This is a genomic window from Streptomyces sp. NPDC026394, from assembly GCF_055567735.1.
In genome coordinates this window covers 1-23,578 of sequence record NZ_JBVHPX010000034.1, presented here as the reverse complement: position 1 = coordinate 23,578, position 23,578 = coordinate 1, and the positions used below count along the sequence as shown (strand labels likewise).

Genomic DNA, 23,578 nt, shown 5'->3' with positions numbered 1-23,578 from the left:
CGACGCCCGCCGCACCCACGCTGCTCCGTCCTTAAAGCCGTTTCCCGGGCGCCCGGCCCCGCACATACGGCCGCCCAGGCGCTGTGGCCCCTTCCCGAATCCCCGGACACGAAAGACGTACTGCGATGAACGCGCACGATACGGCGGTGACGGCCGCCGCCCTTGCCCCCGCGCTCCGGCCCTGGCTGGCGGCCTGGCTTGCCCGGACCACGGGCGCTGCACAGCCCGCCGGCCGCTACGCCACCTTCTGCACCGGCGCACGGCGCACACCATCCTGGCCAGCGGTGCTCCCCGTGCTGCCCAGTTGCCCGGCATCCGCCCCGGTGCCGCCCCGCCAGGCCGTTCGCGGGCCGGCGGCCGCCGGGCCCGACGCCATGCAGCAATCCCAGCCGCGACTGCGGCCGAGCGCACCCCTGCGGTCTGACGCCGCACCGCGTGCGCGCTCCGGCACCCGTACCCACCTGCACAACGGCCATGCGCAGTAACGGCGCACCGGCCGGGTCGTCCGCGGTGCTCTACATCTGCCAGCCCGGAGCGGACACCCTGGCGAAGTCCTTGCTGGCCCGGCTGGAACGCCACGCCCGGCTGCATCTGCGCCTGAACTCGCAGACCTTCCGAGACAGCAGCGAGCCCACAGTCGACCTCCATAGCCGCCCCTGCTGGAAGCACAGGATCAAACCGATGCTGGAGGCGGCACCGACGCGTCCGGGGCACCTGGTCGTTTCCTCGATGGACCACCTCGCGCTGACCTGCGGAGCCCAGCGGAAGGTGTATCGGTGGGCAGACAGCTTGGGGGTCGCGGTGCACTGCGCCGACCCGCCGTCGTTCTCGGCCCACGACTTTCTGGGCGATGCCCTGGATGTGCTGGTCAGGCTGGAGGAGGCATACCGGCTGACGCGCCGCCTGCGCCACGCGCAGACCGAAACGGTCCTGACGGCCTGCGGTGAGCTGCGCAAACACCTCGACGATTTCCTGCCGCTGGCACGACAACGCCAGGCAGCCTCCGCCGGATGTGCCCGGCTGCACGCCGCGATCCAGAACGGCGGACAGCTCCTGGCTCCTGACACCCGCTTACGTCCGCGCGAGGAGCTGTACCGCCTGATCCACTGCCTGCGCACGGTGCTGCCGCCGGAGCTGACCGGCCCCTGGAACGACCCGTGGAGACCTGCGCCGCCCCCTCGCACAGACCCGACGGCGACCTAACCCGTCTCTGCCTGCCCCGCCCTGCGGGCGCTGACGCCGCACCACCAGACCGGGCCAAAGACCGCCCCGGCCGCCACGCTGCCCCCGGCAGTTCCACGCCACCCCGCAGCGCTGGTCTGCTGCCGGACGCCGGCGGTCAGACGCCTGCAGCGCGCAACGGGCCCAAGGGCCTCTTCGGCCGCTTTCCTGACCGCGGCCCTGGCCCGATGAACAACCACAGCCACCTGACGGACGTAAAGGAGAGGGGCATTGCCGCCCACCACCCCCGCCTCCCTGTTCCCGCATCAGCGGGAGGCGGTAGACGCCGCGCGCAAGACGCTGGCCCAAAGCCCGCGGGCCACTGCGGTGATGCCCTGCGGGACAGGCAAAACCCGGGTCGGAGCCGAGGTCGCCCACCATCTGGGAGCCGCGGGCGAGGGGCACCGGCTAGTCGTGGTGCCCACCCTGGAACTCATTGACCAGACAATGCGTGATTGGGCCGGCCACCTTGGCCGGGAGCCGATGGGCCGGATGATCGCCGTCTGCTCCGACCGGGAGGTGCTGGCAGCACACCGCAGCGGCCTGGCTGCGCAATCGACAGGTACCGCAGTCACCGTCGACCCGGCCCGCCTGGCCCAGCTTGCCGAGACTGACGGGCCGGTCACCGTTGCATGCACGTATGCGAGCCTCGGGGTCCTGGCCGAGGCACAAGCCCGCTACCGCCTCGCGCCGCCGGACATCGCCGTCATCGACGAAGCCCACCGGACCGCCGGGGCTGCTGGCAAACTCTGGTCGGCGATCCACTACAACGAGACGATCAGCGCCCGGCGACGGCTCTACCTCACCGCGACCCCCCGCATCGTCACCGGCGACCACGACGACGTGATCAGCATGTCCAACGAGCATCTGTACGGGCCGGTCGCCTACCGGATGTCGTTCGCCACCGCCATCGAACTGGGCCTGCTCGCGAACTACCGCCTGGTCGTCCCCGTCGTGACCAACGAACAGGTACAGGCCCTGCTGGGTGACGCAAAGGCCTACCTGCAAGTCGGGAAGACCGGAGTCGCAGCTTCGATGCTGGCCACCCAACTGGCCGTGCTGCGGGCAGCGCGCGAGCACGGCATCCGACGCATGATCACCTATCACCGCAACGTGCAGGAGGCCCGCTGGTTCGCCACGCTGCTGCCGCACGCGCACTCACTCCTGCCACCGGGTGAGCGGCCGAGCACGGTGTGGGCGGAATCTGTCAACGGCTACCAGGATCCGCGAACGCGCCGGCGGACCCTGGACCGTCTGGCGTCGGAGGGCGACGGCCTCGGGGTCGTCTCGAACGCACGGGTGCTGTCCGAGGGCGTCGACGTCCCCGCGGTGGACTCCGTGTGCTTCTTCCACCCACGCAGCACGATCGACACCATCCAGGGAGTGGGCCGTGCGCTGCGCCGCGGTGACCGCAGCACACCGAAGACGGCCTCCATCCTCGTCCCGGTCGTCCTCGGTCCCGGACAGGACCCCGAGGCCGGCCTCGCCTCCTCCGCATTCAACCCCGTCTGGCAGACCGTACGCGCGCTCGCTTCCCACGACGACACGCTGGCGCTGACGCTGGAATCGGCCCGCCGTGCCCTGGCCGAGCCCGCCACCGACGGCCCGCCACTCCGCCTCGAACGCCAGCGGACGGACACCAGTCCGCAGTGGCTGTCCATCAGCGGCATCCCCGTTCCTCCGGGGTTCGCCGAGGCCGTCACTGTCCGCACCGTGCAGAAATCCACCACCTCCTGGCCGGAGTACGTCCGGGCCGCTGAGCTCTACCGTGCCGAGCACGGCGATCTCAACATCCAGTTGAACCACCGCACCGCCACCGGCCTGCCGCTGGGCCGGTGCATCGAATACCTGCGCCGGCAGTACGCGAGCGGCACGCTCTCCCCCGAGCGGAAGAGCGAATGGGACGCACTGGGAATGATCTGGTCAGCCCGCGATCACGAACTGCAGACGCTCATTCGTGAACTGCGAGCCTTCAAGAAGGAGTACGGCCACCTCCACATCCCCAAGAGTCATGTCGTCCGGCGAGGTGAGCAGACCTACAAGCTCGGCCAGATCGCGGCGACGCTGCGGGGTGCACACTCCCGGGGCGACGTGAGCCCGGAGAAGGCCGAAGCACTGACCGCAGAGGGATTCATCTGGGACAACGGCAGCCTCGTAACACCCCAGTTCATGGCCGATCTGGCGGCTTTCAAGGAAGAATACGGCCATCTTGACGTGCCCCAGAGGCACACGGCGGAAGGCCGCAATCTCGGCGTCCAGGTAAGCGGATTCCGCAGAAATCCGGATCGGCTGACGCAAGAGGAACGGGCCCGGCTTGATGCCGTCGGCTTCATCTGGGACTCCTTGAAATTCCGCTGGGACCTGCACATCAAGGAAATCAAGGCTTTCAAGAAGGAGTACGGCCATGTCAGAGTCCCGCGCACTTACGTCGTAAAGGTCGGATCCATCGAGCTTCGCCTGGGCAGTTGGATCGGAACTCGCCTCCAGGAGTACCGGAAAGGGAAACTGCCCGCTGACCGGATGAAGCAGCTCGTCGAGCTCGGGATTCAGCTGCCGGCAGGCCGCAAAGGCAACGCGCCGTGAGCGGGCCCGACGCACTCACGCGCGCACGGGCCGCCCGGCGGGGTACGGCTCGGGCGAGCCGCGCTGCGGCCCGAACCTGCTGGCCGCGGCGCGCGCCAGCCCGGGCGAAGCGCGTGTCACGCCAGTACCGCCGCTTGCCTGTTCGGCCACGTCCAGTTCCCTGCCACAGGCGAGCGGCAGGTGACAGCGCCCCGGCCCCGGTCAGCTTCGGACGGCCACGCCTTACGGGTGCGTCGACCGCTTCCGTCATCCGCCGTAACCAGGAGAAAGGCCGTCAGCCGTGCCCGGGTCTTCGCAGCGATACCTCGCCCGCCGCTACCAATTGCCCCAGGACGCCACTGTGGTGGCTCCGACGCGGGCCCTGGACCACGCCACCGGCCGCGCCGTCCATGTCGTCCCCCTTGCCGTGCACCCGCCGGCATCCGCCGCGTCGCAGGAGTGCGTGCACCACGCCGTCGCTGCCGTCCGCGCCCTGGCGGCGCTGCCGCCTCACCCCGGCCTGGAAGCGGTGCTGGATGTGGTCGTGCAGGACGCGACGGTGTGGCTGGTCACCGAGCATCTGCCGCGCAGCCGGCCGCTGTCCGACCTGCTGGCCGCCGGAGTGCTGGAGCCGCTGCACGCTGCACGCGTGGTCGGCCACGTGCTGCGGGCCCTGGGCCCGGTGCATCACCGCGGCTGGGCGCACCGCAACATCACCCCCGCATCGGTGCGGGTCAGCGACAGCGGCCGCATCCACCTGACCGGCCAGGCCCTCGGCGCGGTGCAGGAAGCCCTGTGCGGCTACCCGGCCCTGCCGCCGTCGGGCCAGACCGTCCCCCTGGACGGGGTCGACCCGGGCGCGGCCCACCGCCGTCGGCTGCTGCTCATCGGGCCGGTCGCCGAACGCTGGGCGCCGGAAGTAGCCGGCGCCACGGCCGGCTTGCCGCTGCCGCCGGTCAGCCCCGCAACCGACATATGGGCCCTGGGCCTGCTGCTGTGCCGCATGGCCCAAGGCAGCGCCCCATACCCGCAGACCACTGCGCAGGCCCTGGTCAGCGCCGTCACGCACACGGCGCCGGCCGCAGCCGAGGACTGCGGGGCGCTGCGCCCGGTCATCGAGAGCATGATGCGCCGCGCTCCCGAGCAGCGGCCGCCGCCTGGCCAGGTGCAGGCGTGGCTGGACACACTGGTGCACGGCACCCCCGAACCGGTGCCCCGGATGCCCCGATCCTGCCTTCCGGCATCCGCCAGCAAGCCGGTCGCGGAGCCTAACTGGCCGCCCGAGGACGCCCCGCCGCGCCCCGCGCGCCGGGATCGGGGCACCGGACGGCGGCGGCGCCTGCCTCCGCTGCCCCGTCTGCCGCGCCCGCTCGAGGGCGGCCGGCTGACACACGGGACGGTGCTGGTGCTGCTGGTCGTGGTGCTGGTGCTGGCCGCCGCGGTCTGCGCCGTGCTCCTGACGGCAACGGCAGACCGTGCCGCCGCGCACGCCGCCTGCCCGCCGGACCGCTTCACAGCCATGGCACCGGTGCAGGCGATGCACCTCGACCCGTGCGGCTTCGTCCTCGCCCTGGGCCCGGGCTGGGTACGGCACCAAGAAGGCCGTCACCGGGTCCGGTTCACCCGCGGCGGCATCACCGTGCGGGTCACCCCCGGCCACCGGCACGCCAGCCGACGGCACGCCGGCCCGCTGGCCTACCAGGACAGCCAACCGGAGCTCGCCGCATTCCGGGCGGACCCGCACGGCCGCGCCACCGGCCTGCGCCTGATCACCACCGGCCCGGCCTCCTCCCGCCCCGAGGTCGCCGCTGTCTTCGACCGGCTCGCCGCCACCTACCACCCAGCCCCCGGGCCCCGGCCCTGGCCTCCCACCTCGGACGGCCGCCGGTGACCCTTCCTTTTGAGCGCAAGAACCGAGAACTCATGCCCGACCCTCACCCCACCCCCACCACCAGCGCTTCCCAGCAGGCCGCCCCACCGCACCCGCGGCCCGCACCTCCTGCCGAGATCGACTACACCGGCCGCCGGCACCGCCGGGCCCTGACCGACGCCAGCGTGGGGGAGCTGGCCCGGCGCATCCCCGCCGCCCTGGGCTACGCCGTCCGGCTGGCCTGGTCGCTGGACCGGCCCATGCTGATTACGGCCGTGGTCTGCCAGGTGCTGTCCGGCACCGGCACGGCGGTGATGCTGCTCAGCGCCAGCCGGGTGCTGAAGGTAGTGCTGGGCGCGCACGACACCCACCGGGCCGTGACCGCGGCGTGGCCGGGTCTGGCCGTCGCCGCCGGAGCCTCGGCCATCGGCTGCATCTGCGGGATCACCGCTCGCTGGGCCGCCCGCCGCCTGACCCCGCAGCTGGCCATCGCCACAGACCTGGCCCTTGTCCGGGCCCATCTGCAGGCACCACGCGCCGTCTACGAGCGCGCGGAGTTCAGCGAACACAGCCAGGCGGCGGACATCGGCGCCCAGCGCACCGCCCACCTGGCCGAGGACGGCCACGTGCTGGCCCAGGGCCTGGTGCAGCTGCTCGCTGCCGCCGCCGTGCTCGGCGCGCTGTCCCCGGCGCTGCTGGCCGCGCTGCTGCTGGCGGTGGTGCCCCGCGGTTGGGGCGCCCTGCTGGCCGCCCGCGCCGACTACCAGGTCCACGACCGCGGCATCAACGACCACGCCCGGCGCCGGGAGGCGCGGTCCTGGGTGACCCGCGAAGCCCTGGCCGACGAGGTGCGTCTGAACACCATGCAGATGTTCTTGTACCGCTGGTACGGGGAGATGGGCGAGCGCATCTGCGCCCGCGAGGTCGCCGGCGCCGCGGCGTATCTGCGCATCTCCCTGGCCGCGGCCGCCCTCAGCGGCCTGTTCACGGCCGGAATGTGGCTCTCGCTCAGCGCCCTGGTGGTCACCGGCCGGGTGAGCCTGCCCACCGCCGGCGCCGCGGCCCTGGCCTTCCTGGCCGCCAGCCGGGCTCTGCAGCACCTGATCCGCGCCGGCACCGAGATCTTCACCCACTCCCTGTACGTCGCCGACCTGCAGTCGCACCTCGCCGAACTGGAGGCGGCGCCGCACAGCGCCGCCGAGGTGGCCGCGCCCCGTCAGATCCGGCTGGAGGACGTCACCTTCAGCTACCCCGGCGGCGGTGCTCCCGCGGTGCGGCAGGCCACCCTCACCTTGCGCAGGGGGGAGGTGGTGACGGTCGTCGGCGTCAACGGGGCCGGAAAGTCCACCCTGCTGGGCCTGGTGACGGGACTGCTGCAGCCCACCCAGGGCGCGGTGTACTGGGACGGGAGGGACCTGGCCACCGTGGATGCGGCATCGGCCTGCGCGCACACCGGATATGTCGGCCAGCACCCCGGACACTGGCCGCTGCCCGCCCGCGAGACGATCACCCTCGGACAGTCCCGCTCCCCCGGCGACGCCCAGGTCTGGGAAGCGGCCGCGCAGGTCGGCATGGACGGCGTCATCGGCGGCCTGCCCGGCCAGATGGACGCTCTGCTCGCCAAGAGCGTATGGGGCGGGCACCAGCTGTCCGGCGGCCAGCGCCAGCGGCTGGCCTGCGCCGCGGCCCTGTACCGCCGCCCGGGCCTGCTGATCCTGGACGAGCCGACCAGCCACATGGACGCCTGCGGAGAAGGCCAGCTCGCCCATGCGGTGCGCCAGGACGCCTCGCAGCGGATCACACTGGTCGTCACCCACCGCCTGCACCTGGAACATCTCCGACTGGCCGACCGGATCCTGGTCCTCGACCAAGGCCGCATCCGCCAGTTCGGTCCGGTCGACGAGCTGCTGGCCGAGCCCGGCTCCTACCTTCGGACCCTGCGCGAAGCCGCCCAGCTCGAGCACCGCCCTGGTCCCCCGCCGGCCGGCGCACCCCGGAGCGCGAGACCGCCTCACCCCGCACGGGTGCCGCAGGAAAGCCGGGCCTGACAGCGCCGCGGCCTTCCCCACCCCACCCACCCCGCAGGAGCCTCATGTCTGACCAGACACCCAACAGCACGCGCCTGCCCGACGACTGGGCCAACCACCCCGCCACAGCGCGCATCGACGACTGCCTCACCGGCGGGTACGAGAACTACGAGGCCGACCGCCACCTGGCCACCCGTCTGGTGCAGGCGGCCCCCGGACTGCCGGACATGGTGACAATCAACCAGCGGCACCGGCCGCACGCCGTCACCGTCCTCGCCCAGGAACTGGACATCGACCAGTTCCTCGACCTGGGCTGCGGCCTGCCCTCCTCCTGGAACAGCAAACTGCAGCGGCACGATCCCGCGCTGACCTTTGAGGCAGCCCGCCTCGTCCACGCCGACGCCCAAGTCGTCTACGTGGACGCCGACCCCGCCGTGTACGCGCACGCCCGCACCGAACTGGACACCCACCCGGCCACCGCGGCCGTCCACGCCGACATCCGCCGCATGGACACCCTCCTCGCCGCACCTGCCGTCCAGCGCCTCGACCGCGGCCGGCCCATCGCCGTCCTGCTCCACGACCTGCTGCCCTGGGTCAGCGACACCGAGGCCCAGCACGCCCTGACCGCACTGCGCGCCTGGCTGCCGGACCACAGCGCACTGTCGATCACCCACGCATGCACCGACCTGGCCCCCCGGATGATGGCGGACCTCGTCACCTGCTACGCCGAGGCCGCCCTCGCCTACCGGCCGCGCACACGAGAACAGATCCAGACGCTGCTGGACCACTTCAGCCTCCTGCCGCCGGGCCTGGTCCCCACAGCCCACTGGCGCCCCCTGCCCCCGACGGCGGCACGCCGCAGGCCGCGCCCCGAACACTCCTTCGCGTACGCCGCCATCGCCACCGCTCCCCCGCGCCGGCACGCCCCGCCCCCAGAGCGCGCGGACACGGCGACGGCCGGGCCGCCCGCGGCCGCGCCGCGGGCCGTATCACGCGCAGGCGCGCACGCGGGCGCACCCGAACCGAACACGCGTCAACCGCGCGCCTCTGCGTCAATCCCCGGATCGGGTGAGGGGCCCTGTGCGGGTGAATCGCACAGGGCACAGCCCTAACAGCACGCACCCCTGGCCCCCTTGCCGAACTAGCGAACGGCGAAGCGTCCCCGAACGGCCGTGTCCCCGGCCCCGGCGCCCCCGTTCTAGCGAGCAGTTGTCCGATCCCAGCGTCAACAAGGAGATTCATGCACCCCCAGCCGCCCCGCACCTGGTGTTCGAGCGAGACGGACAGCTTCCCCGCTCTGCGGCGGACGCTCCCGGGCGCCGGGGCCAGTACCGACGCTCGCGGCCGCGGCGCGGCCGCGCCGCACACCGGTGCCCGCTTCTTCCTGCCGAGCGCCGTGGTGCGGTGGGCGCTTCGCCCGCCGCAGCCTGCCCGCTGGCCGGCGTTTCAGCGCTGTGTGGGGTGGTGAGGGCGGATGAAGCCGGTGGATGACCAGGCGCTCGCCCTCGCCGCAGCCCTGAGGCAGGCCTACAGCATCCGGGGTGTGGCCATGACGCGGATCCGGTCGGGCACCGCCACCGCCAACTTCCGTGTCTACGACCGGACCGGTGAACAGTGGTTCGCCAAGCTCTACCGCGACAACGCCGACCTGGGGCGCGAGTTGGCCGCCGTGCGGCTGTCGCAGTTCGCGCGGGACGGCGGCCTGCCGGTGCCCGCCGTGCGCCCGGCCAACGACGGCAGCCTGATCGCACAGCGCGGGCCGACGGCGTTGTCCTTGTGGCAGTACCTGTCCGGGACCGAGACTGCCGAGGGCGGCCTGTACGGGCAGCGGTGGAGCGCGGTCGGAGCTGCCCTCGGCCGTCTGCACCGCCGCCTGGCCCAGCACCCGGCCGCGCTCCCCGCGCCGCAGGATGGTTCCCTGGTGTGCGACCTGCCACGCGCCCGGCGCCGCTACGGCCAGCTCATCGACGCCTACAGGCGCCGACCGCACCTGACCGGCTTCGAGCAGTGGGCGCTGGAGGCCGCCCGCGTACGGCAGGCCCTGCTGCCCCGCCTCGCCGAGCTCCTGCAGCAACTGCCCGCGCTGAGCGTGCAGATCGTCCACGGGGACCTCGCCGCCCCCAACCTCCTGCTGCGCCACGACCTGGTCGCCGGCTTCATCGACTTCCAGCCCCCGAGCCCCCGGTTCCTGGCCTGGGAGGTCGCACGGATCGCTTGCGATCCGCGGACCGTCGCCCGCGGCCCGGACTGGCTGCCGGGGCTCCTGCGGCTCGCCACCGCCTACCAGCACGAGCATCCCGCTGCCCGGGCAGACGATCTGGTCCATGCGGCTGCCGTGGGTTGCGCGTACTCTCTGGCTTCCGCCTACCCGCTCTCGCAGCCGCTGACGGCGCCCGAGACGGTCGATGCGGCCCTGGAGGCGTACGGGCGGGCCCGCCACACCGCCGCCCTGATGCTGCTGGACCGCCTGGATGAGGCCGAGGAGGCGCTCCGTGCCGCCCTGTGACCTGCCGCGCCGCCTTCGCCGCGGCCCCGCGAACCCCAACTTCCGTGCTTGCCCGTCATCTTAGGTGGTGCTCTTTCCGATGGCTGCTGAAGATTGTGACGCCCCCCAGGGCGTGGCCGTACTGCTGTACAACGACGCCGGGCAGTACCTGCTGCACCTGCGCGACCACATCGCCGGCATCGACGATCCGGGCACCTGGAGCCTGGTCCGCGGCGCCCGCGAAGACCACGAGTCGCTTAAGGCGGCCGCCGCCCGCGAACTCCGCGAGGAGACGGGTCTGGTCCTGCCCGGCCTCGCACCGCACACGGTGGTCCCCAACACCCGCGGGGACGGCGTCATTCAGGTCTTCCGGGGCCGGTGGAACGGCGACGCGGCCGCCCTGCCCGTCACCGAGGGCATCCTGTTCCACTGGTTCACCCGCCACCTGATCGACCGGCTGGTGATGTGCCCCTGGACAGCCGACGTGATCAGGCAACACGCAGCCCAGGCCGCCGGAACTGCCGCCGCGGGCCCCGCACCGGCCCCGCCCACACGCGCAGCGACGGCGTTGGCCCCGGACGACTGGAGCAGGCGCTATGACGACGGGCGCGGATTCCGGCGCCTCGGGGACACGGAACGGGCTCTGCTCACCGAGCACGTCCCAGCGCCCGCCGGCGGGCGGGCGCTGGAGATCGGCTGCGGCACCGGCGCACTCGCCGCCTTCCTGACCACCCTCGGATACACCGTCGACGCCCTCGACTTCGCCGAAGGCGCCCTGGCCCGCGCCCGCCGGGAACAGCAGGCGCGCCCGGGCATCCGGTGGCATCTGGCAGACGTCGAGCAGCCCGAGACGCTCACCGGGCTGCATCCGGACCGCTACGCCCTGATCGTCTTCCGCTTGAGCTACGCGTTCGTCCGCTCCCGCCTCCACGTGCTGCGCCGTCTGCAACAGCACCTGCGGCCCGGCGGCGCCCTCTGCGTGATCACCCCCGTGGCGGACGCCGTGCCCGCCACCAAGCGCAGCATCGCCCTGGACGACGACGAGCTGGGCCTGCTGACGGCCGGCTGGGGCACGGCCCAACGCTATGCGGCCGACGACCTGGCCGTCGTGTTCCTGCGTGATCCCCAGCCCGAGCCGGTGAGGTACCGCAACAAGTCCCGGCCCGCGCCGCACGCCCTGACCGGCGCAGGTGTCGTGGTCACCGACGCCGCCGGGCGGGTGCTGCTGGGGCGCTCGGTGCGCGGCCTGTGGGAGCTGCCGGGAGGCAAGAACACCGCCGGCGAGACCTTCGAAGAGGCCGCGGTCCGCGAGCTGCGGGAGGAGACCGGCTTGCGCGCCGAGGTCGCCGACGCCCAGTTGCTGGCCATCCTGCTCGACGCCACGCACGGCATCGCGCGCCTGACTGCCGCGGTCCGCATCGCTGCCTTCCGCGGTACGCCCGCCGTGCGCGAGCCCCACCTGATCACCCGGTGGGAGTGGTGCGCACCCGCCGACCTGCCCGTCCTGCCGGGCGGCTTGTTCCTTCCGAGCGCACAGGTGCTCGAATCGGTGTGGCCGGGGCTGCTGCCGGGCCTGCCCCCGGTCCATCGGATTCTCCTGCACCCCCCTGCGCCCCCACGGGAGCGCCCTCAGTGACATGAGTGTGGCGCCCCGGCCGGGAAGACGCCCGCACGGGGCCAGTAACCGCCAATCCCAACCCACTTTGGAGCGATCATGAGCAGTACATGGCTTCCGCCCGAGCAGTATCTCGCCACGCTGCCCAAAGCAACCATCTATGGCTGTTTCCTGATCACCGACTTCGCCGACCGGCCGATCCAGCTGCGCGCCGTCGGCAACCCGGCACTGTGGCAATGCCCGGGCGGGAATTTGGAGGCGTCCGAGACTCCCTGGGAATGTGCAGTCCGCGAGTGCTGGGAGGAAACCGGCCTGCGGGTCGCGGACGAACCGCGGCTGCTCGTGACGCATTTTCTGCCACCGCTCGGCGACTGGTCAACCCACAAGATCGGCTTCATCTTCGACGGGGGGCGGCTCACCCAGGCACAGATCGACAGCATCGTCCTGGATTCTACGGAGCACAGTGAGGTCGCTGTGCGGTCCCTGGAGGACTGGCGCGCCGAGATGGACGCGGTGACCTTCCGCCGTCTGGCCGCCATGGTCGAGGCCCGTCGCACCGGCGTCGCCGGCTACCTGGAGCACACCGGCCTGCCCTAGCGGCCAGGCGCCGTGCCTGCCGCAGCAGCCGTCTCTCTTGCCCCGGGACGCGAAACCTTGTCCTCGGCATGCCGGGATCCGGCCTGACGGGAGCGCCGCACAACGCGCCGAGGGCGGCGGAATTGCCGGTGGTGCGCGGGCCGGCAGGGCTAGGGTGAACCCCTCCGCCGTCGAACAAAGGTGCGATTCCTCGTGTCTGGCAGCAGCTTCGTTCACCTGCACAACCACACCGAGTACTCGATGCTCGACGGCGCGCAGCGCCTGGAGCCGATGTTCACCGAAGTGGCCCGCCAGGCCATGCCCGCGATCGCGATGAGCGATCACGGCAACATGTTCGGTGCCTACGAGTTCCAGCAGGTGGCCAAGGCCTTCCCCGACGTCAAGCCGATCATCGGGATCGAGGCGTACGTCGCCCCCTCCTCGCGCCGTCACCGCCAGCAGGAATTCTGGGGTCCCGGCGGCGTGCGGGCCGTGGCCGACGACGGGGAGGGCTCCAAGGATGTCTCCGGCGGCGGCCGGTTCACCCACATGACCATGTGGGCACAGGGCGCCCAGGGCCTGCGCAACCTGTTCCACCTGTCCACCGAGGCCAGTTACACCGGCCAGTTCCCCGCTGGCAAGCCCCGCATGGACCTCGAACTGATCGCCGAGCGCGCCGGCGGCATCATCGCCACCACCGGCTGCCCCTCCGGCGCCGTCCAGACCCGGCTGCGCCTGGGCCAGTACGACCAGGCACGCGAGACCGCCGCAACCTGCCGTGACATCTTCGGCCAGGACAACTACTTCCTGGAGCTGATGGACCACGGCCTGGACATCGAGCGCAGTGTCCGCGCGGACCTGCTGCGCCTGGCCAAGGATCTGGGCCTGCCGCTGCTGGCCACCAACGACGCGCACTATGTCCTGGAAGAGCAGGCCGACGCCCACGACACCCTGCTGTGCATCGGGGTGGGCAAGAACAAGGACGATGCGAACCGGTTCCGGTTCAGCGGCTCCGGCTACTTCCTCAAGAGCGCCGCCCAGATGCGCCAGTTGTTCGCCGAGCTGCCCGAAGCGTGCGACAACACCCTGCTGGTCGCCGAGCGGATCGGCTCCTACGCCGAGGTCTTCGACCACGTCGATGAGATGCCGCAGTACCCGGACGTGCCCGAGGGCGAGACCCAGGAGTCCTGGCTGCGCCAAGAGGTCCTCAAAGGCCTGCGGATGCGCTACGGGGACCCGGTGCCTGCGCACGTGCTGGAGCGCTTCGAGACCGAGATGACGGTCATCGGCCCGATGGGCTTCTCCTCCTACTTCCTGGTCGTCGCCGACATCTGCCGCCACGCCCGCGCCCACCGGATCCCCGTCGGGCCGGGCCGCGGCTCGGCCACCGGCTCGATCGTCGCCTACGCCACCCGCATCACCGAACTGTGCCCCCTGGAGCACGGCCTGCTCTTCGAACGGTTCCTGAACCCCGAGCGCATCAACCCGCCGGACGTCGACCTGGACTTCGACGACCGCCACCGCGACCAGATGGTGCGCTACGTCACCGAGAAGTACGGCGACGCCTACACCGCCCAGGTCAACACCTTCGGCAGGATCAAGGCTAAGAACGCGATCAAGGACTCCTCCCGCATCCTGGGCTACCCCTACGCCCACGGCGAGCGGATCACCAAGGCGCTCCCGCCCGACCAGAACGGCAAACCGGCCCCGCTGGCCGCCGTCTTCGACCCCGCCCACGAGCGGTACGCGGAGGCCGCCGAGATCCGGCGCCTGTACGAGAGTGAGCCGGACGTCAAGCGCGTCATCGACACCGCCCGCGGGGTGGAGGGCCTGACCCGCGGCACCGGTGTGCACGCCGCCGCGGTGATCCTGTCCAAGACGAAGCTCACCGACCGCATCCCGCTGCACATGCGCGCCAAGGACGGCGTGAAGATCACCGGCTTCGACTACCCGTCCTGCGAGGCCATGGGCCTGGTCAAGATGGACTTTTTGGGCCTGCGCAACCTGGGCGTCATCGACCAGGCCCTGCACAACATCCGGGACAACCGCGGCCTGGCCCTCACCACCGACACCGTCCCGCACGACGGCCAGCAGCCCATTCCGCTGGACGACGCGAAGACGTACCGGCTGCTGGCCGAGGGCAACACGTTCGGCGTCTTCCAGCTCGACGGCGGCGGCATGCGCACCCTGCTCAGGCTGATGGAGCCGACCCGCTTCGAAGACATCGCGGCGGCCCTCGCGCTGTACCGGCCCGGCCCGATGGCCGCCAACGCCCACACCAACTACGCCCACCGCAAGACCGGCCGCCAGGCCATCGAGCCGATCCACCCGGACCTCAAGGACGCCCTGGACCCCATCCTCGGCAACACCTTCCACCTGCTCATCTACCAGGAGCAGATCATGGCCATCGCCCGGCAGCTGGCCGGCTACACCCTCGGCGGCGCCGACCTGCTGCGCCGCGCCATGGGCAAGAAGAAGCCCGAGGTGCTGGCCGCCGAGTGGGAGAAATTCCATGCCGGGATGCAGGCCAACGGCTATGGCAAGGAAGCCATCCAGGCCCTGTGGGACGTCATGCTCCCCTTCTCCGGCTACGCGTTCAACAAGTCCCACACCGCCGGCTACGGGCTGGTCTCCTACTGGACCGCCTACCTCAAGGCCAACTACCCGGCCGAGTACATGGCCGCGCTGCTCACCTCCGTCGGCGACGACAAGGACAAGGCCGGCATCTACCTGGCCGACGCCCGCAAGCTCGGGGTGCAGGTGCTGGCCCCGGACATCAACGAGTCGGTCGCCGAGTTCACCGCCGTCGGCGACGACGTGCGCTTCGGCCTGCTGTCGGTGCGCAATGTCGGCCAGAGCGTCATCGACTCCCTGGTCGCCGCCCGCAAGGCCAAGGGGAAATACAGCTCCTTTGCCGATTTTCTCGACAAGGCCGACATCGCCGCGCTGAACAAGCGGGCCGTGGACTCCCTCATCAAGGCCGGGGCCTTCGACTCCCTCGGACACACCCGCAAGGGGCTGGCCGCCGCCCACGAGGACGCCATCGACGCGATCATCCCGGTGAAGAAGGCCGCCGCCTTCGGCCAGGACGACCTGTTCGCCGGCGGCCTGGGCACCAGCAGCGACCAGGCCCCCGGCTTCGGCCTCGGCTTCCCCATCGGCGACGACGAGTGGCCCCGCAAGCAACTCCTGGCCACCGAACGCGACATGCTGGGCCTGTATGTCTCCGCGCACCCGCTGGACGGCACCGAGCACATCCTGGCCCGCCACCGCGACACCACCATCAGCGACCTGCTGGCCTCCGGCCGCACCGAAGGAACCGTCCGACTGGCCGGCCTGATCACCTCCGTCGACCGCCGGATGACCAAGCAGGGCCGCGCCTGGGCCATCGCCGGCCTCACCGACCGGGACGGCGAGATGGAGATCCTGTTCTTCCCGGCCGTCTACGACCTCGTCCAGCACGCCCTGCTGCCGGACAGCGTCGTCTCCACCCAGGGACGGCTCAACGACCGCGACGGCACGGTCAGCATCTTCGGACAGGAAATCCAGGTCCTGGACGTCTCTTTCGCCGACGCCGGCGGACACCCCCCGGTGCAGCTCGCCTTCCCCGCCCACCGCATCAACGCCCGCACGGTCGCCGAACTCAAACGCATCCTCACAGCCCACCCGGGCGACAACCCCGTGCGCCTGCGGGTAGAGGCCTCGCACAAAACCATCGTCTACGAACTCGGCTTCCTCGTGGATCCCGCAGCGGTCGCCTCCGACATCAAAGAAGCCTTCGGCCCCGGCGTCTGGGCAACCGACGCCGCTCACTGAGCAGGCCGCTTACCGGGCCGGGCACGGCCGCCCCCTGTGCAGCGGTTGTCGCTGACCGTCGCTCACGTATCCGAAGGCCGGGCGCGGCCCGGTCTGCCGACCATGGCCAGCCTGGAGCCGGTCTGGCGGCCGACCTGTGGCCCGCCGGCTCCCGGCCGAAGCACCGCAGTCGACCGGTCCGTGTGCGGGCCCCGGGGGGCCGTGACAGCACGTGACTGCGACGCCCACAGGGCACGCTGGCAGCAGCAGCGCGACACGGCCCTCGCCCGGGGCACGGCACTCCACCGCTCTTCTGGCTTCCTTCCCGCCAGCCGGAAAGCCGGCTGACGCCGCCGCGCCGGGCCAGCGCGGCGACCGACCAGCCGCTGACGGCACGGCACAAGGCGAGGCGCATCGCCAGATCGCGGGCAGCCCGACGCCAGGGTGGTCCGCCACGGCGCACCACGGCCATGTGGTCTCATCGGACCCGCCAGAGCCGTCCTGAGGGCGGTCCGGGCGCAGTCGCGTGGGCACCGGGACCTGGACTCTCCACATGGCATGGCATCCTCCGTCAGTTGTTCACGGCTTCGCTGCGGACGTAACCGTGCACCGTGACCGGCCCGCCACAAGGCCCAGCCCGACGCTCGGTTCTGGGCGTACCACCCATGAAGGTCGGCTCGTTGAACGGCAAGTACGGGCAGGCTAACCAAGGAGAGTCCGTGATGGCCAAGATGGCGGGCAGGGCGCGTGAGCGGCTGACAGTGGCGGTGCTGGTGGCTGTGCTGCAGTCGGTGGCACGGCTGGTCGGACGGTTGCGGCAGGGCCAGTTCGAGACGGCCCGCTGCGATACGCAGGATGCGCTGGACGCCCTGCGTGGACTGGCGCTGCTCCTCGACGACCATCGTGGCCCCGCGGAGGACGCCGGCCTGCGGCAGGCCGAACTCCTTGCACAGTGCGGCTATCCGGTGCCCGCCGTGGAGATGCTGGGACAGGGCAGCTACAGGTCATTTCACGCCGTCATGACCCTGCTGTCCAAGGAAGCAGTACCCGGCAGGGGGAAGAACGGGATGCGCGTGACCGGTCAAGAACTGAGCCAATTCCAGGAGCTCCTGGAAGAGGGCAGCGGCCCCAAGGTTGACGTCCGTCTCGTCAGTACCTCCCCCCGCGAGGACGCGCTCGCGGAACTCAAGGCCTACCGCCGGATGATCAAGGGCAGGGACGACATGGTCCGGCGCGCGGTCGCCGCAGAAGTCTCCGAGGCACAGACCGCACGCCTGAGCGGGCTGTCACGAGGGACGGTGCGCAGCATCCTCGGCAAGTGATGACGTCTTGCCGCAGCTTCCTGCCGTACCGGGGCTGGATATTGCGCTGGAAGCCGGCGGGCCGGCCTGCAACACTGGACACACGCGAAGGGGTGTAGCTCAGAGGCCAGAACGCCGGTCTCCAAAACCGGATGCCGCAGGTTCGACTCCTGTCACCCCTGCCACTTCTGACGTTCTCGTGCCCGCGGGCCCGCCGTCGGCGCAGCCCCTTTCCCCATCAGCCAGGGCGAACAAGACCGGGCCCCGGTTCGGGGCGCTCAGGTGGCGCGAACGACGGTGGCGAGCGGTCTGTTGACCAGGTGGGTGTCGAGGGCTACTCCGGTCAGTGCGCTCAGTACTTCCCAGATCGCCCCGGAGCGGTATGGTTCCGCGGCCCTATGGGTCGGGCGCTTGTGGACTTGGCGGCCGAGCGGAACTTTGCTCGGGGGCGGACTTCACGCCGAGCGCGAAGTGCTCTGCGGTCCGGCCGCTGCGCAGTATTCAATCGACTCCCGTCCTTACGCAGCACGCTGCGCGGCTCCGCTAGTCAGATGTGACTATGGGATCAGCTCGATGCGCGGATGGTTCAGGGACATTGGACAGGCGGCACGGCCCAACGGGTCGGGCGCGAAAGCGCTGCCGGTTTCTGGGGCGGTCGGCCAGGCCCGTGGCCCCGGCAGGCAGCTCCGCCGCCGTACGCGGGGCTGCGGGGCCCGCCCCTGCCGGGCTGGGCCCCGTAGCCGAAGGCTCAGGCAAAGGAACGGGTCCCGCCACGGCCGGCGGCTTCCTTGAGGATCTTGAGCAGGTCGGTGGTCTCGGCGGCCGGAGGAGCTTTGACGGCTGCCGTGGTTCCGTACTCGGAGTAGGACGCGGAGGTGCTGATGGTGCCCAGCGGCGTCTTGACGTCCACGGTCATCCGCACCGGCAGATCGTCGCCGTTGACCCACACGTCGTAGTCGTAGCCCTTGATGCCGCTCTTCTTGACGTTCGCGAGCAGCTTCTCGCGGTCGGCGGGCTTCAGCGCGCCGACGGTCTTGGCGCCCTTGAGGCCCTCCTCGACCGTCAGCGAGCCCTTGTAGTGCTCGGCGCGTACACCGTCCACCTGACCGGAACCGAGGTGCTGGACGTCCGGCGATCCGAGGAACATCGCGAGCTGCTGAGCCGGGTCCTGCTCCGCATCGTCGAGGCCGGCGGTCACGGCCTTGGTCATCTCCTCGTCGCCCGCCTCCTTGGCGGCGGCCTTCAGATCGAACTTGCCCCACTTCTTGCCGCCGAAATCGCCCATGTCCATGTAGGCGACGCCGTCGACCCAGATCATCCGCTTGGGGTTGTCGTTGCCGGACTTCGCCTTGGCTCCGCCGTCGCTCATGGTCATGTCCAGCGCCGTGGGCTTCCAGGCCATGGTGCCGGTCATCTTCGTCTCACCGCTGTCCGGCATCCCCTTGGGCACGGACATCGTCATCGTGACCTTCGCGGAGTGCACTCCCGCGGTCTTCTGGTACGCCGCGGTGAGCGCCTGCGCTGGAGTGCGCTGCGTTCGTGGCTCGTGGCCGGCCTTGGCCGAGCTGTCTGACTGGCAGCCTGTTATGCCGGCCAGCACGGTGGCGGCCGCCAGCGAGACACCCGCGCGCCGCGCGATGCCCTTGCCCATCTTTTCACCCTGATATCCGTCTATGTCATGTACATCCGCAACAGTAGTGCATGGCACCGACATGTATCCTTGGCCCGGTCACGGCTGAAGCCTGCCCGGCCCCTGCGGCCCCTCATCAGCCACCTGAAAGTGCGCCGGGGCCGGACGCCGCCCTGCCGGGGTCCCCGCCGCGCCGGGGCGCAGTACCACCGGACCGGCCCAATGCGGCACACGTCTTCGCGGCGCGGTAGGCGGCCGCAGGGCCCGGCGCAGATGCTGCCGGCCACTGCCCCAACACGGGGATGTGGGGGACAGTGGGGGCATGGACGCTGACGATATCCCGCCCGCGGTCACCTATGCGGTGTACCGGCACCCCTCATCCAGCATCTCGCAGCAGGAATTCGCGGAGCTGATCGCTCTGGCCTGGGACGACATCGTGCTCCTGGTGCGCACGCGGGCGGGCGCCGCGGACGGTGCAGAGCACCACGAGCCGTGAGCACGATGCGAGCGTCCCCTAACTGTGCCATCTCATGAGGTTGGTGCCATGTCCGCGGTCACCGCACGGCCGAGCCCGCCTTCTCACTGACCTCCTCGCGTGCCATTGACTCTGGGCGGGCGGGGAGGTCGTTGGTATCGCCAACGAGCCAGCGCAGGAAGCCGACGATGTGCGCGTTCATGTCGGACCCGACGTCGGCGACGGCCGCCTTGGCTCGCTCGTGGAGATCGGGGTCTGGGCGGTAAACCGCAGCGGGGTTCCTGTGCTTGCTGGGCATAAAACCAGCATTTCACGGTGGCTAGCCACCCGTCCACATCGCTCGTAGGATGGAGGTGGCTAGCCATCGTGACCAGGGAGGGGATACTTGATGGAACGCGTGTACACCAACAATCGCCCCGGCGAGCGCCGCATCCATGTCGAGATCGACGAAGCCGAGATCGCTGAACTGCTCGCCGAACTCGGCATGGCTGCTTCCGACTCCGGTCGGCAGTTGGTCGAGATCCTCGATGCCGCACACCGGCGCTTCGGCGGTGGTCGACGGGAGCGCGGCGCCGATGGCTAGTAGGCAGGAGCGGTTGACGATCGTCCCGCTGACGCTCGACGACGCATGCGAGGTCGTCGACCGACTCCACCGCCACCACAGGAAGCCGCGGGGGCACAGGTTCAGCGTCGGCGTGCGGCGCCCGAACGGCGCCCTCTGCGGGGGGGGCCATCGTCGGCCGCCCCGTCAGTCGCGTCTTCGACAACCGGCTCACCGTCGAGGTCACCCGCGTCGCCACCGACGGCACCCCGAACGCGTGCAGCGCCTTGTATGGGGCGGCCTGGGGTGCCGCATCCCGGATGGGCTTCCTACGGGTGATCACGTACACGCAGGACGGCGAGTCGGGCGCGAGTCTGCGCGCGGTCGGATGGAAGCCGATCGCGGAACTGCGCCCGCGCGCGGGGGTGGGACACCCCGTCGCGACGCCGTGAGGACCGAGGCACGGACGGCGTAGCCCGGACCTTGTGGGAGCAGCGGGCCAAGGACGCGCCGGAGCTGCCGTCGATCGAAGACCTGCATCTCCCGCCGCTGCCTGGCCAAGTGGTACGCCCGCTGGCAGGCGCACGGCGAGGACGGCCTGCTCGACCACTCCTCCCGTCCCGCCAACAGCCCGGCTCGCACGAGCGAGCCCCTCGCGGACTTGGTGGAGGCGCTGCGGCGGCAGACCAAGTACGGGCCCGCCCGCCTGGCTGCTGAACTCCAGCGTCTGCATGGCGTCGCGGTCGTGCCGGCCACCGTGCACCGCATCCTCGTGCGGCGAGGACTCAACCGGCTCCGAGACCTGGACCCGCCGACCAATAGAAGCGAGGTCATTCGCTACGAACACGAGCGCGTCGGGGACCTGGTCCACGTCGACGTCAAGAAGCTCGGCCGTATCCCCGACGGCGGCGGCTGGCGCATGCATGGCGTCGGCACGGAGGCTGCCCGCGCCTCCAAGCGGACTGGCCCCGGCACCGGAAAGGTCGGGGACACGTACCTGCATTCCGCACTCGACGACTACTCCCGCCTCGCGTACACCGAGGCCCTGGACGACGAGAAGGCCGTCACCGCGGTCGCGTTCTGGCACCGCGCCGTCGCCTTCTTCGCAGCCCACGACATCAACCCGATCCGCCGCTGCCTCACCGACAACGGCTCGTGCTACCGGTCCACAACCTGGGCGAACGCGCTTGCCGCGACCGGCACGAAGCACAAGCGGACCAGGCCGTACACGCCGCGCACGAATGGGAAGGTCGAGCGCTATAACGGGACTCTGGCCCGCGAGTGGGCGTATGTCCGCGACTACACCTCCGAGCATGAACGCCGCGTCGCGCTCGCCGAGTTCGTGAACTACTACGACCACGACCGGCCACACGCCGCGCTCGGCGGCCGACCACCGATCAGCCGGACCGCCGGAAGCGACTACCGCCTCGTCTTCGCTCAGCCGCCCGAACCGCTCATCGACATCCCGCAGCAGCTCACGTTCGAGGACTTCGTGTAACCAACGTCCCGAGAGTGCGACACGAAGTCGCACCAGAGAAGTAAGGACAGCCAGATGAAGGAGAGATAGAACGGCTGGACTTCGAGCCAGTATCCAGGCTCGTCCCCGCGCTCACATGCGTCGCTGGCAACGGCGGGGTGTGGAGCTGAGCGTTCAAGCCCAAGGGCGCCTCGGCCATCGAGGAGCTACAGGTGAGGGGAAGGCTGGACGGGCGAACGCAAGTGAACCCTTGATCATGCCCCGTGACGTTGAGGCTGCGCGATGGCACGTATGCGGCAGCCGTAGGACCCGCGTGCTGGAAGGCACAAAGCGACCCCTGGGGATCTCAAGCCAGGGGGCGGACACCGCTGGCCCCGGGGTAGAGAGGGCGCCCTCCCCAGCCGCATCTTCCTGGTGCGGAACGTGGAAACCCCGTCGGGGTCCAGGTCAGTGGCCTGGTAGGCCGACCGTGAGGAGAGCTGAACTCCCCGGCGGGAACAGGATGACCCAAGAAGCGAACGCCGGCGGGCCGAAAGGCCAGAGGAAACCGGGGTGGTGGGGCCTTCACCCACTTCCGCATAACTCGCCGGATACGGGCCCTGGTGGCCCGGCCCGAAAGGGTGCCCACGTGGGTCAGGTGAGCCTTTGAAGGCTCCGACCCAAGGACACCGGAACCAAGGGACAAGTTAGACACCGGAGGCGCACATGCAGGACACAGCCGAGGCTGGGCCCCGCGCGGCTGCGGCGAACGGACCCGAGGCCGGGACTCTCGACTGGCACAGCATCGACTGGGGGCAGTGCGAGGAGAACGTACGGCGACTGAGGCAGAGGATCTTCAAGGCAACGCAGGAAGGGGATCTGAAGAAGGTCCGCAACTTGCAGAAGCTCATGCTGCGCAGCCGCAGCAACACGCTGGTCAGCGTGAAGCGGGTTACGCAACAGAGCAGTGGCCGCAAGACCCCTGGCATCGACGGGCACCTCGCCCTCACCCCTGAGGCAAGAGGGAGGCTGGCGACCGGCGTCCACCGGCAGTCGAAGCCCTGGCAGGCCAGGCCGGTCAAGCGGGTGTTCATCCCGAAGAGCAACGGGAAGCAGCGACCGCTCGGTAGCCCGGTCATCCGTGACCGGGTGCTCCAGGCCCGCGTGAAGAACGCGCTGGAACCCGAGTGGGAAGCGCGGTTCGAGCCGAGGTCCTACGGCTTCCGGCCCGGCCGCAGTTGTCAGGATGCCATTGCGGCGATCTATTGGACGGCAAAGGGCAAGGCCGCGAAACGCCTGTGGGTCCTGGACGCGGACCTGGCGGCGGCCTTAGACCGTATTGATCACGACCATCTGATGGCCATGCTCGGCCAGTTCCCCGCCAGGGGGCTGGTCCGGGGATGGCTGAAGGCGAGCGTGATGGATCGCGGTCGGTTCGCTCCGACTGAGGAGGGAACTCCTCAGGGCGGCGTGATCAGCCCGCTGCTGCTGAACGTTGCCCTGCACGGATTAGAGACGGCGGCCGGGTGCCGCTACCAGACCTCAAAGGGCCGTGAGTCCTGGTCGGTGGCGGGCACACCGGTGCTGGTGCGGTACGCGGACCTATGCCGAGTTCGGCATAGGTCCGCTTATGCCGTGCGCCGGGTTATGCCGACTGTGGGGGCGACAGCGTGGCGGACCTGGGGCCTGGTTCCGAAAGCTTCAGCATAACCGGCGGCCTTCGCTCGAGGTGGCCCATACCCCTGTCTGTACAGGCGAGTTGCCTGCAGACAGGGGAAGATCATGGATGCGATCGGAGGGCGGCGCCGGGGTCCGGTGCCGTTGATGGTGACGGGACCGCTGGCGTCGTACGAGTCGCTGGTGTGTGCGGAGTTGGCGTCCCGGGGGTACGCGGCGGCGTCGGTGAAGGACGCCGTACGAATGATGCGGCGCCTGAGCCTGTGGATGGATCGGCGTGAACTCGCCGCGGCCGGGCTGACACCGGCGAGGGTGGAAGAGTTCCTGCTCTTCCGGCGGGCGGTGTG

Annotated in this window: 17 protein-coding genes, 1 tRNA gene and 1 pseudogene; 17 read left to right on the top strand and 2 right to left on the bottom strand. The window is 70.7% G+C overall.

From position 1 onward, the window contains the following. Nucleotides 1–474 precede the first annotated feature (474 nt). The 11 genes from ACZ4QV_RS39445 to ACZ4QV_RS39395 all read left to right on the top strand — a co-directional run bounded on the left by ACZ4QV_RS39445 (nt 475) and on the right by ACZ4QV_RS39395 (nt 17,637). The gene (locus tag ACZ4QV_RS39445) at nt 475–1,203 is read left to right on the top strand and encodes a hypothetical protein (protein ID WP_467764217.1); all 729 of its coding nucleotides are present in this window, start codon (nt 475–477) and stop codon (nt 1,201–1,203) included. 249 nt (nt 1,204–1,452) lie between these two features. Next, nucleotides 1,453–3,804 carry a helicase associated domain-containing protein gene (locus ACZ4QV_RS39440; RefSeq protein ID WP_467764216.1) on the top strand — a complete coding sequence of 784 codons (2,352 nt, stop codon included), beginning with the start codon at nt 1,453–1,455 and terminating at the stop codon, nt 3,802–3,804. Nucleotides 3,805–4,084: 280 nt separating this feature from the next. Continuing rightward, nucleotides 4,085–5,674, top strand: a complete 1,590-nt coding sequence (locus ACZ4QV_RS39435) for a protein kinase family protein (RefSeq protein WP_467764215.1) — start codon at nt 4,085–4,087, stop codon at nt 5,672–5,674. Between the two features lie 32 nt (nt 5,675–5,706). Beyond that, nucleotides 5,707–7,701, top strand: a complete 1,995-nt coding sequence (locus tag ACZ4QV_RS39430) for an ATP-binding cassette domain-containing protein (RefSeq protein WP_467764214.1) — start codon at nt 5,707–5,709, stop codon at nt 7,699–7,701. A 44-nt stretch (nt 7,702–7,745) separates the two neighbouring features. After that, on the top strand, nt 7,746–8,792 hold the full coding sequence (locus tag ACZ4QV_RS39425; protein WP_467764213.1) for an SAM-dependent methyltransferase: 1,047 nt from the start codon (nt 7,746–7,748) through the stop codon (nt 8,790–8,792). Between the two features lie 362 nt (nt 8,793–9,154). Then, a complete protein-coding gene (locus ACZ4QV_RS39420) occupies nt 9,155–10,186 on the top strand; it encodes a phosphotransferase enzyme family protein (RefSeq protein ID WP_467764212.1) in 1,032 nt (343 codons plus the stop codon). Nucleotides 10,187–10,265: 79 nt separating this feature from the next. Beyond that, nucleotides 10,266–11,801, top strand: coding sequence for an NUDIX domain-containing protein (locus ACZ4QV_RS39415; protein WP_467764211.1), 1,536 nt, complete (start codon nt 10,266–10,268; stop codon nt 11,799–11,801). Nucleotides 11,802–11,879: 78 nt separating this feature from the next. After that, nucleotides 11,880–12,377: an NUDIX domain-containing protein gene (locus tag ACZ4QV_RS39410; protein WP_467764210.1), complete on the top strand. Its 498-nt coding sequence runs from the start codon at nt 11,880–11,882 to the stop codon at nt 12,375–12,377. 192 nt (nt 12,378–12,569) lie between these two features. Beyond that, nucleotides 12,570–16,172 (top strand): DNA polymerase III subunit alpha, encoded by a 3,603-nt coding sequence (dnaE, locus tag ACZ4QV_RS39405; protein ID WP_467764209.1) that lies wholly within the window; start codon nt 12,570–12,572, stop codon nt 16,170–16,172. A gap of 701 nt (nt 16,173–16,873) precedes the next feature. Then, the gene (locus ACZ4QV_RS39400) at nt 16,874–17,473 is read left to right on the top strand and encodes a hypothetical protein (protein WP_467764208.1); all 600 of its coding nucleotides are present in this window, start codon (nt 16,874–16,876) and stop codon (nt 17,471–17,473) included. Nucleotides 17,474–17,561: 88 nt separating this feature from the next. After that, nucleotides 17,562–17,637, top strand: a tRNA-Trp gene (locus ACZ4QV_RS39395). A gap of 563 nt (nt 17,638–18,200) precedes the next feature. Here the strand turns inward: ACZ4QV_RS39395 and ACZ4QV_RS39390 are convergent. Then, nucleotides 18,201–19,103 (bottom strand): SCO4651 family lipoprotein, encoded by a 903-nt coding sequence (locus ACZ4QV_RS39390; protein WP_467764207.1) that lies wholly within the window; start codon nt 19,101–19,103, stop codon nt 18,201–18,203. Nucleotides 19,104–19,404: 301 nt separating this feature from the next. Here ACZ4QV_RS39390 and ACZ4QV_RS39385 point away from each other — a divergent pair, with 301 nt between their 5' ends. Next, nucleotides 19,405–19,578 carry a hypothetical protein gene (locus ACZ4QV_RS39385; RefSeq protein WP_467764206.1) on the top strand — a complete coding sequence of 58 codons (174 nt, stop codon included), beginning with the start codon at nt 19,405–19,407 and terminating at the stop codon, nt 19,576–19,578. Between the two features lie 58 nt (nt 19,579–19,636). On the opposite strand, the gene ACZ4QV_RS39380 is transcribed toward ACZ4QV_RS39385, so the two are convergent. Beyond that, nucleotides 19,637–19,855 carry a hypothetical protein gene (locus ACZ4QV_RS39380; RefSeq protein ID WP_467764205.1) on the bottom strand — a complete coding sequence of 73 codons (219 nt, stop codon included), beginning with the start codon at nt 19,853–19,855 and terminating at the stop codon, nt 19,637–19,639. Between the two features lie 90 nt (nt 19,856–19,945). Between ACZ4QV_RS39380 and ACZ4QV_RS39375 the strand changes: the two genes are divergently transcribed. The 5 genes and pseudogenes from ACZ4QV_RS39375 to ACZ4QV_RS39355 form a co-directional block, all read left to right on the top strand. Beyond that, nucleotides 19,946–20,140, top strand: a complete 195-nt coding sequence (locus ACZ4QV_RS39375; protein ID WP_467764204.1) for a hypothetical protein — start codon at nt 19,946–19,948, stop codon at nt 20,138–20,140. A gap of 149 nt (nt 20,141–20,289) precedes the next feature. Further along, nucleotides 20,290–20,550 carry an XF1762 family protein gene (locus ACZ4QV_RS39370; protein ID WP_467764255.1) on the top strand — a complete coding sequence of 87 codons (261 nt, stop codon included), beginning with the start codon at nt 20,290–20,292 and terminating at the stop codon, nt 20,548–20,550. An 86-nt stretch (nt 20,551–20,636) separates the two neighbouring features. Continuing rightward, nucleotides 20,637–21,596, top strand: a complete 960-nt coding sequence (locus ACZ4QV_RS39365) for an IS481 family transposase (RefSeq protein WP_467764254.1) — start codon at nt 20,637–20,639, stop codon at nt 21,594–21,596. A gap of 684 nt (nt 21,597–22,280) precedes the next feature. After that, a pseudogene (locus tag ACZ4QV_RS39360) lies at nt 22,281–23,201 on the top strand (reverse transcriptase N-terminal domain-containing protein); the annotation flags it as partial. Nucleotides 23,202–23,336: 135 nt separating this feature from the next. Then, a partial coding sequence (locus tag ACZ4QV_RS39355; RefSeq protein WP_467764203.1) for a hypothetical protein occupies nt 23,337–23,578 on the top strand: 242 nt, incomplete at its 3' end.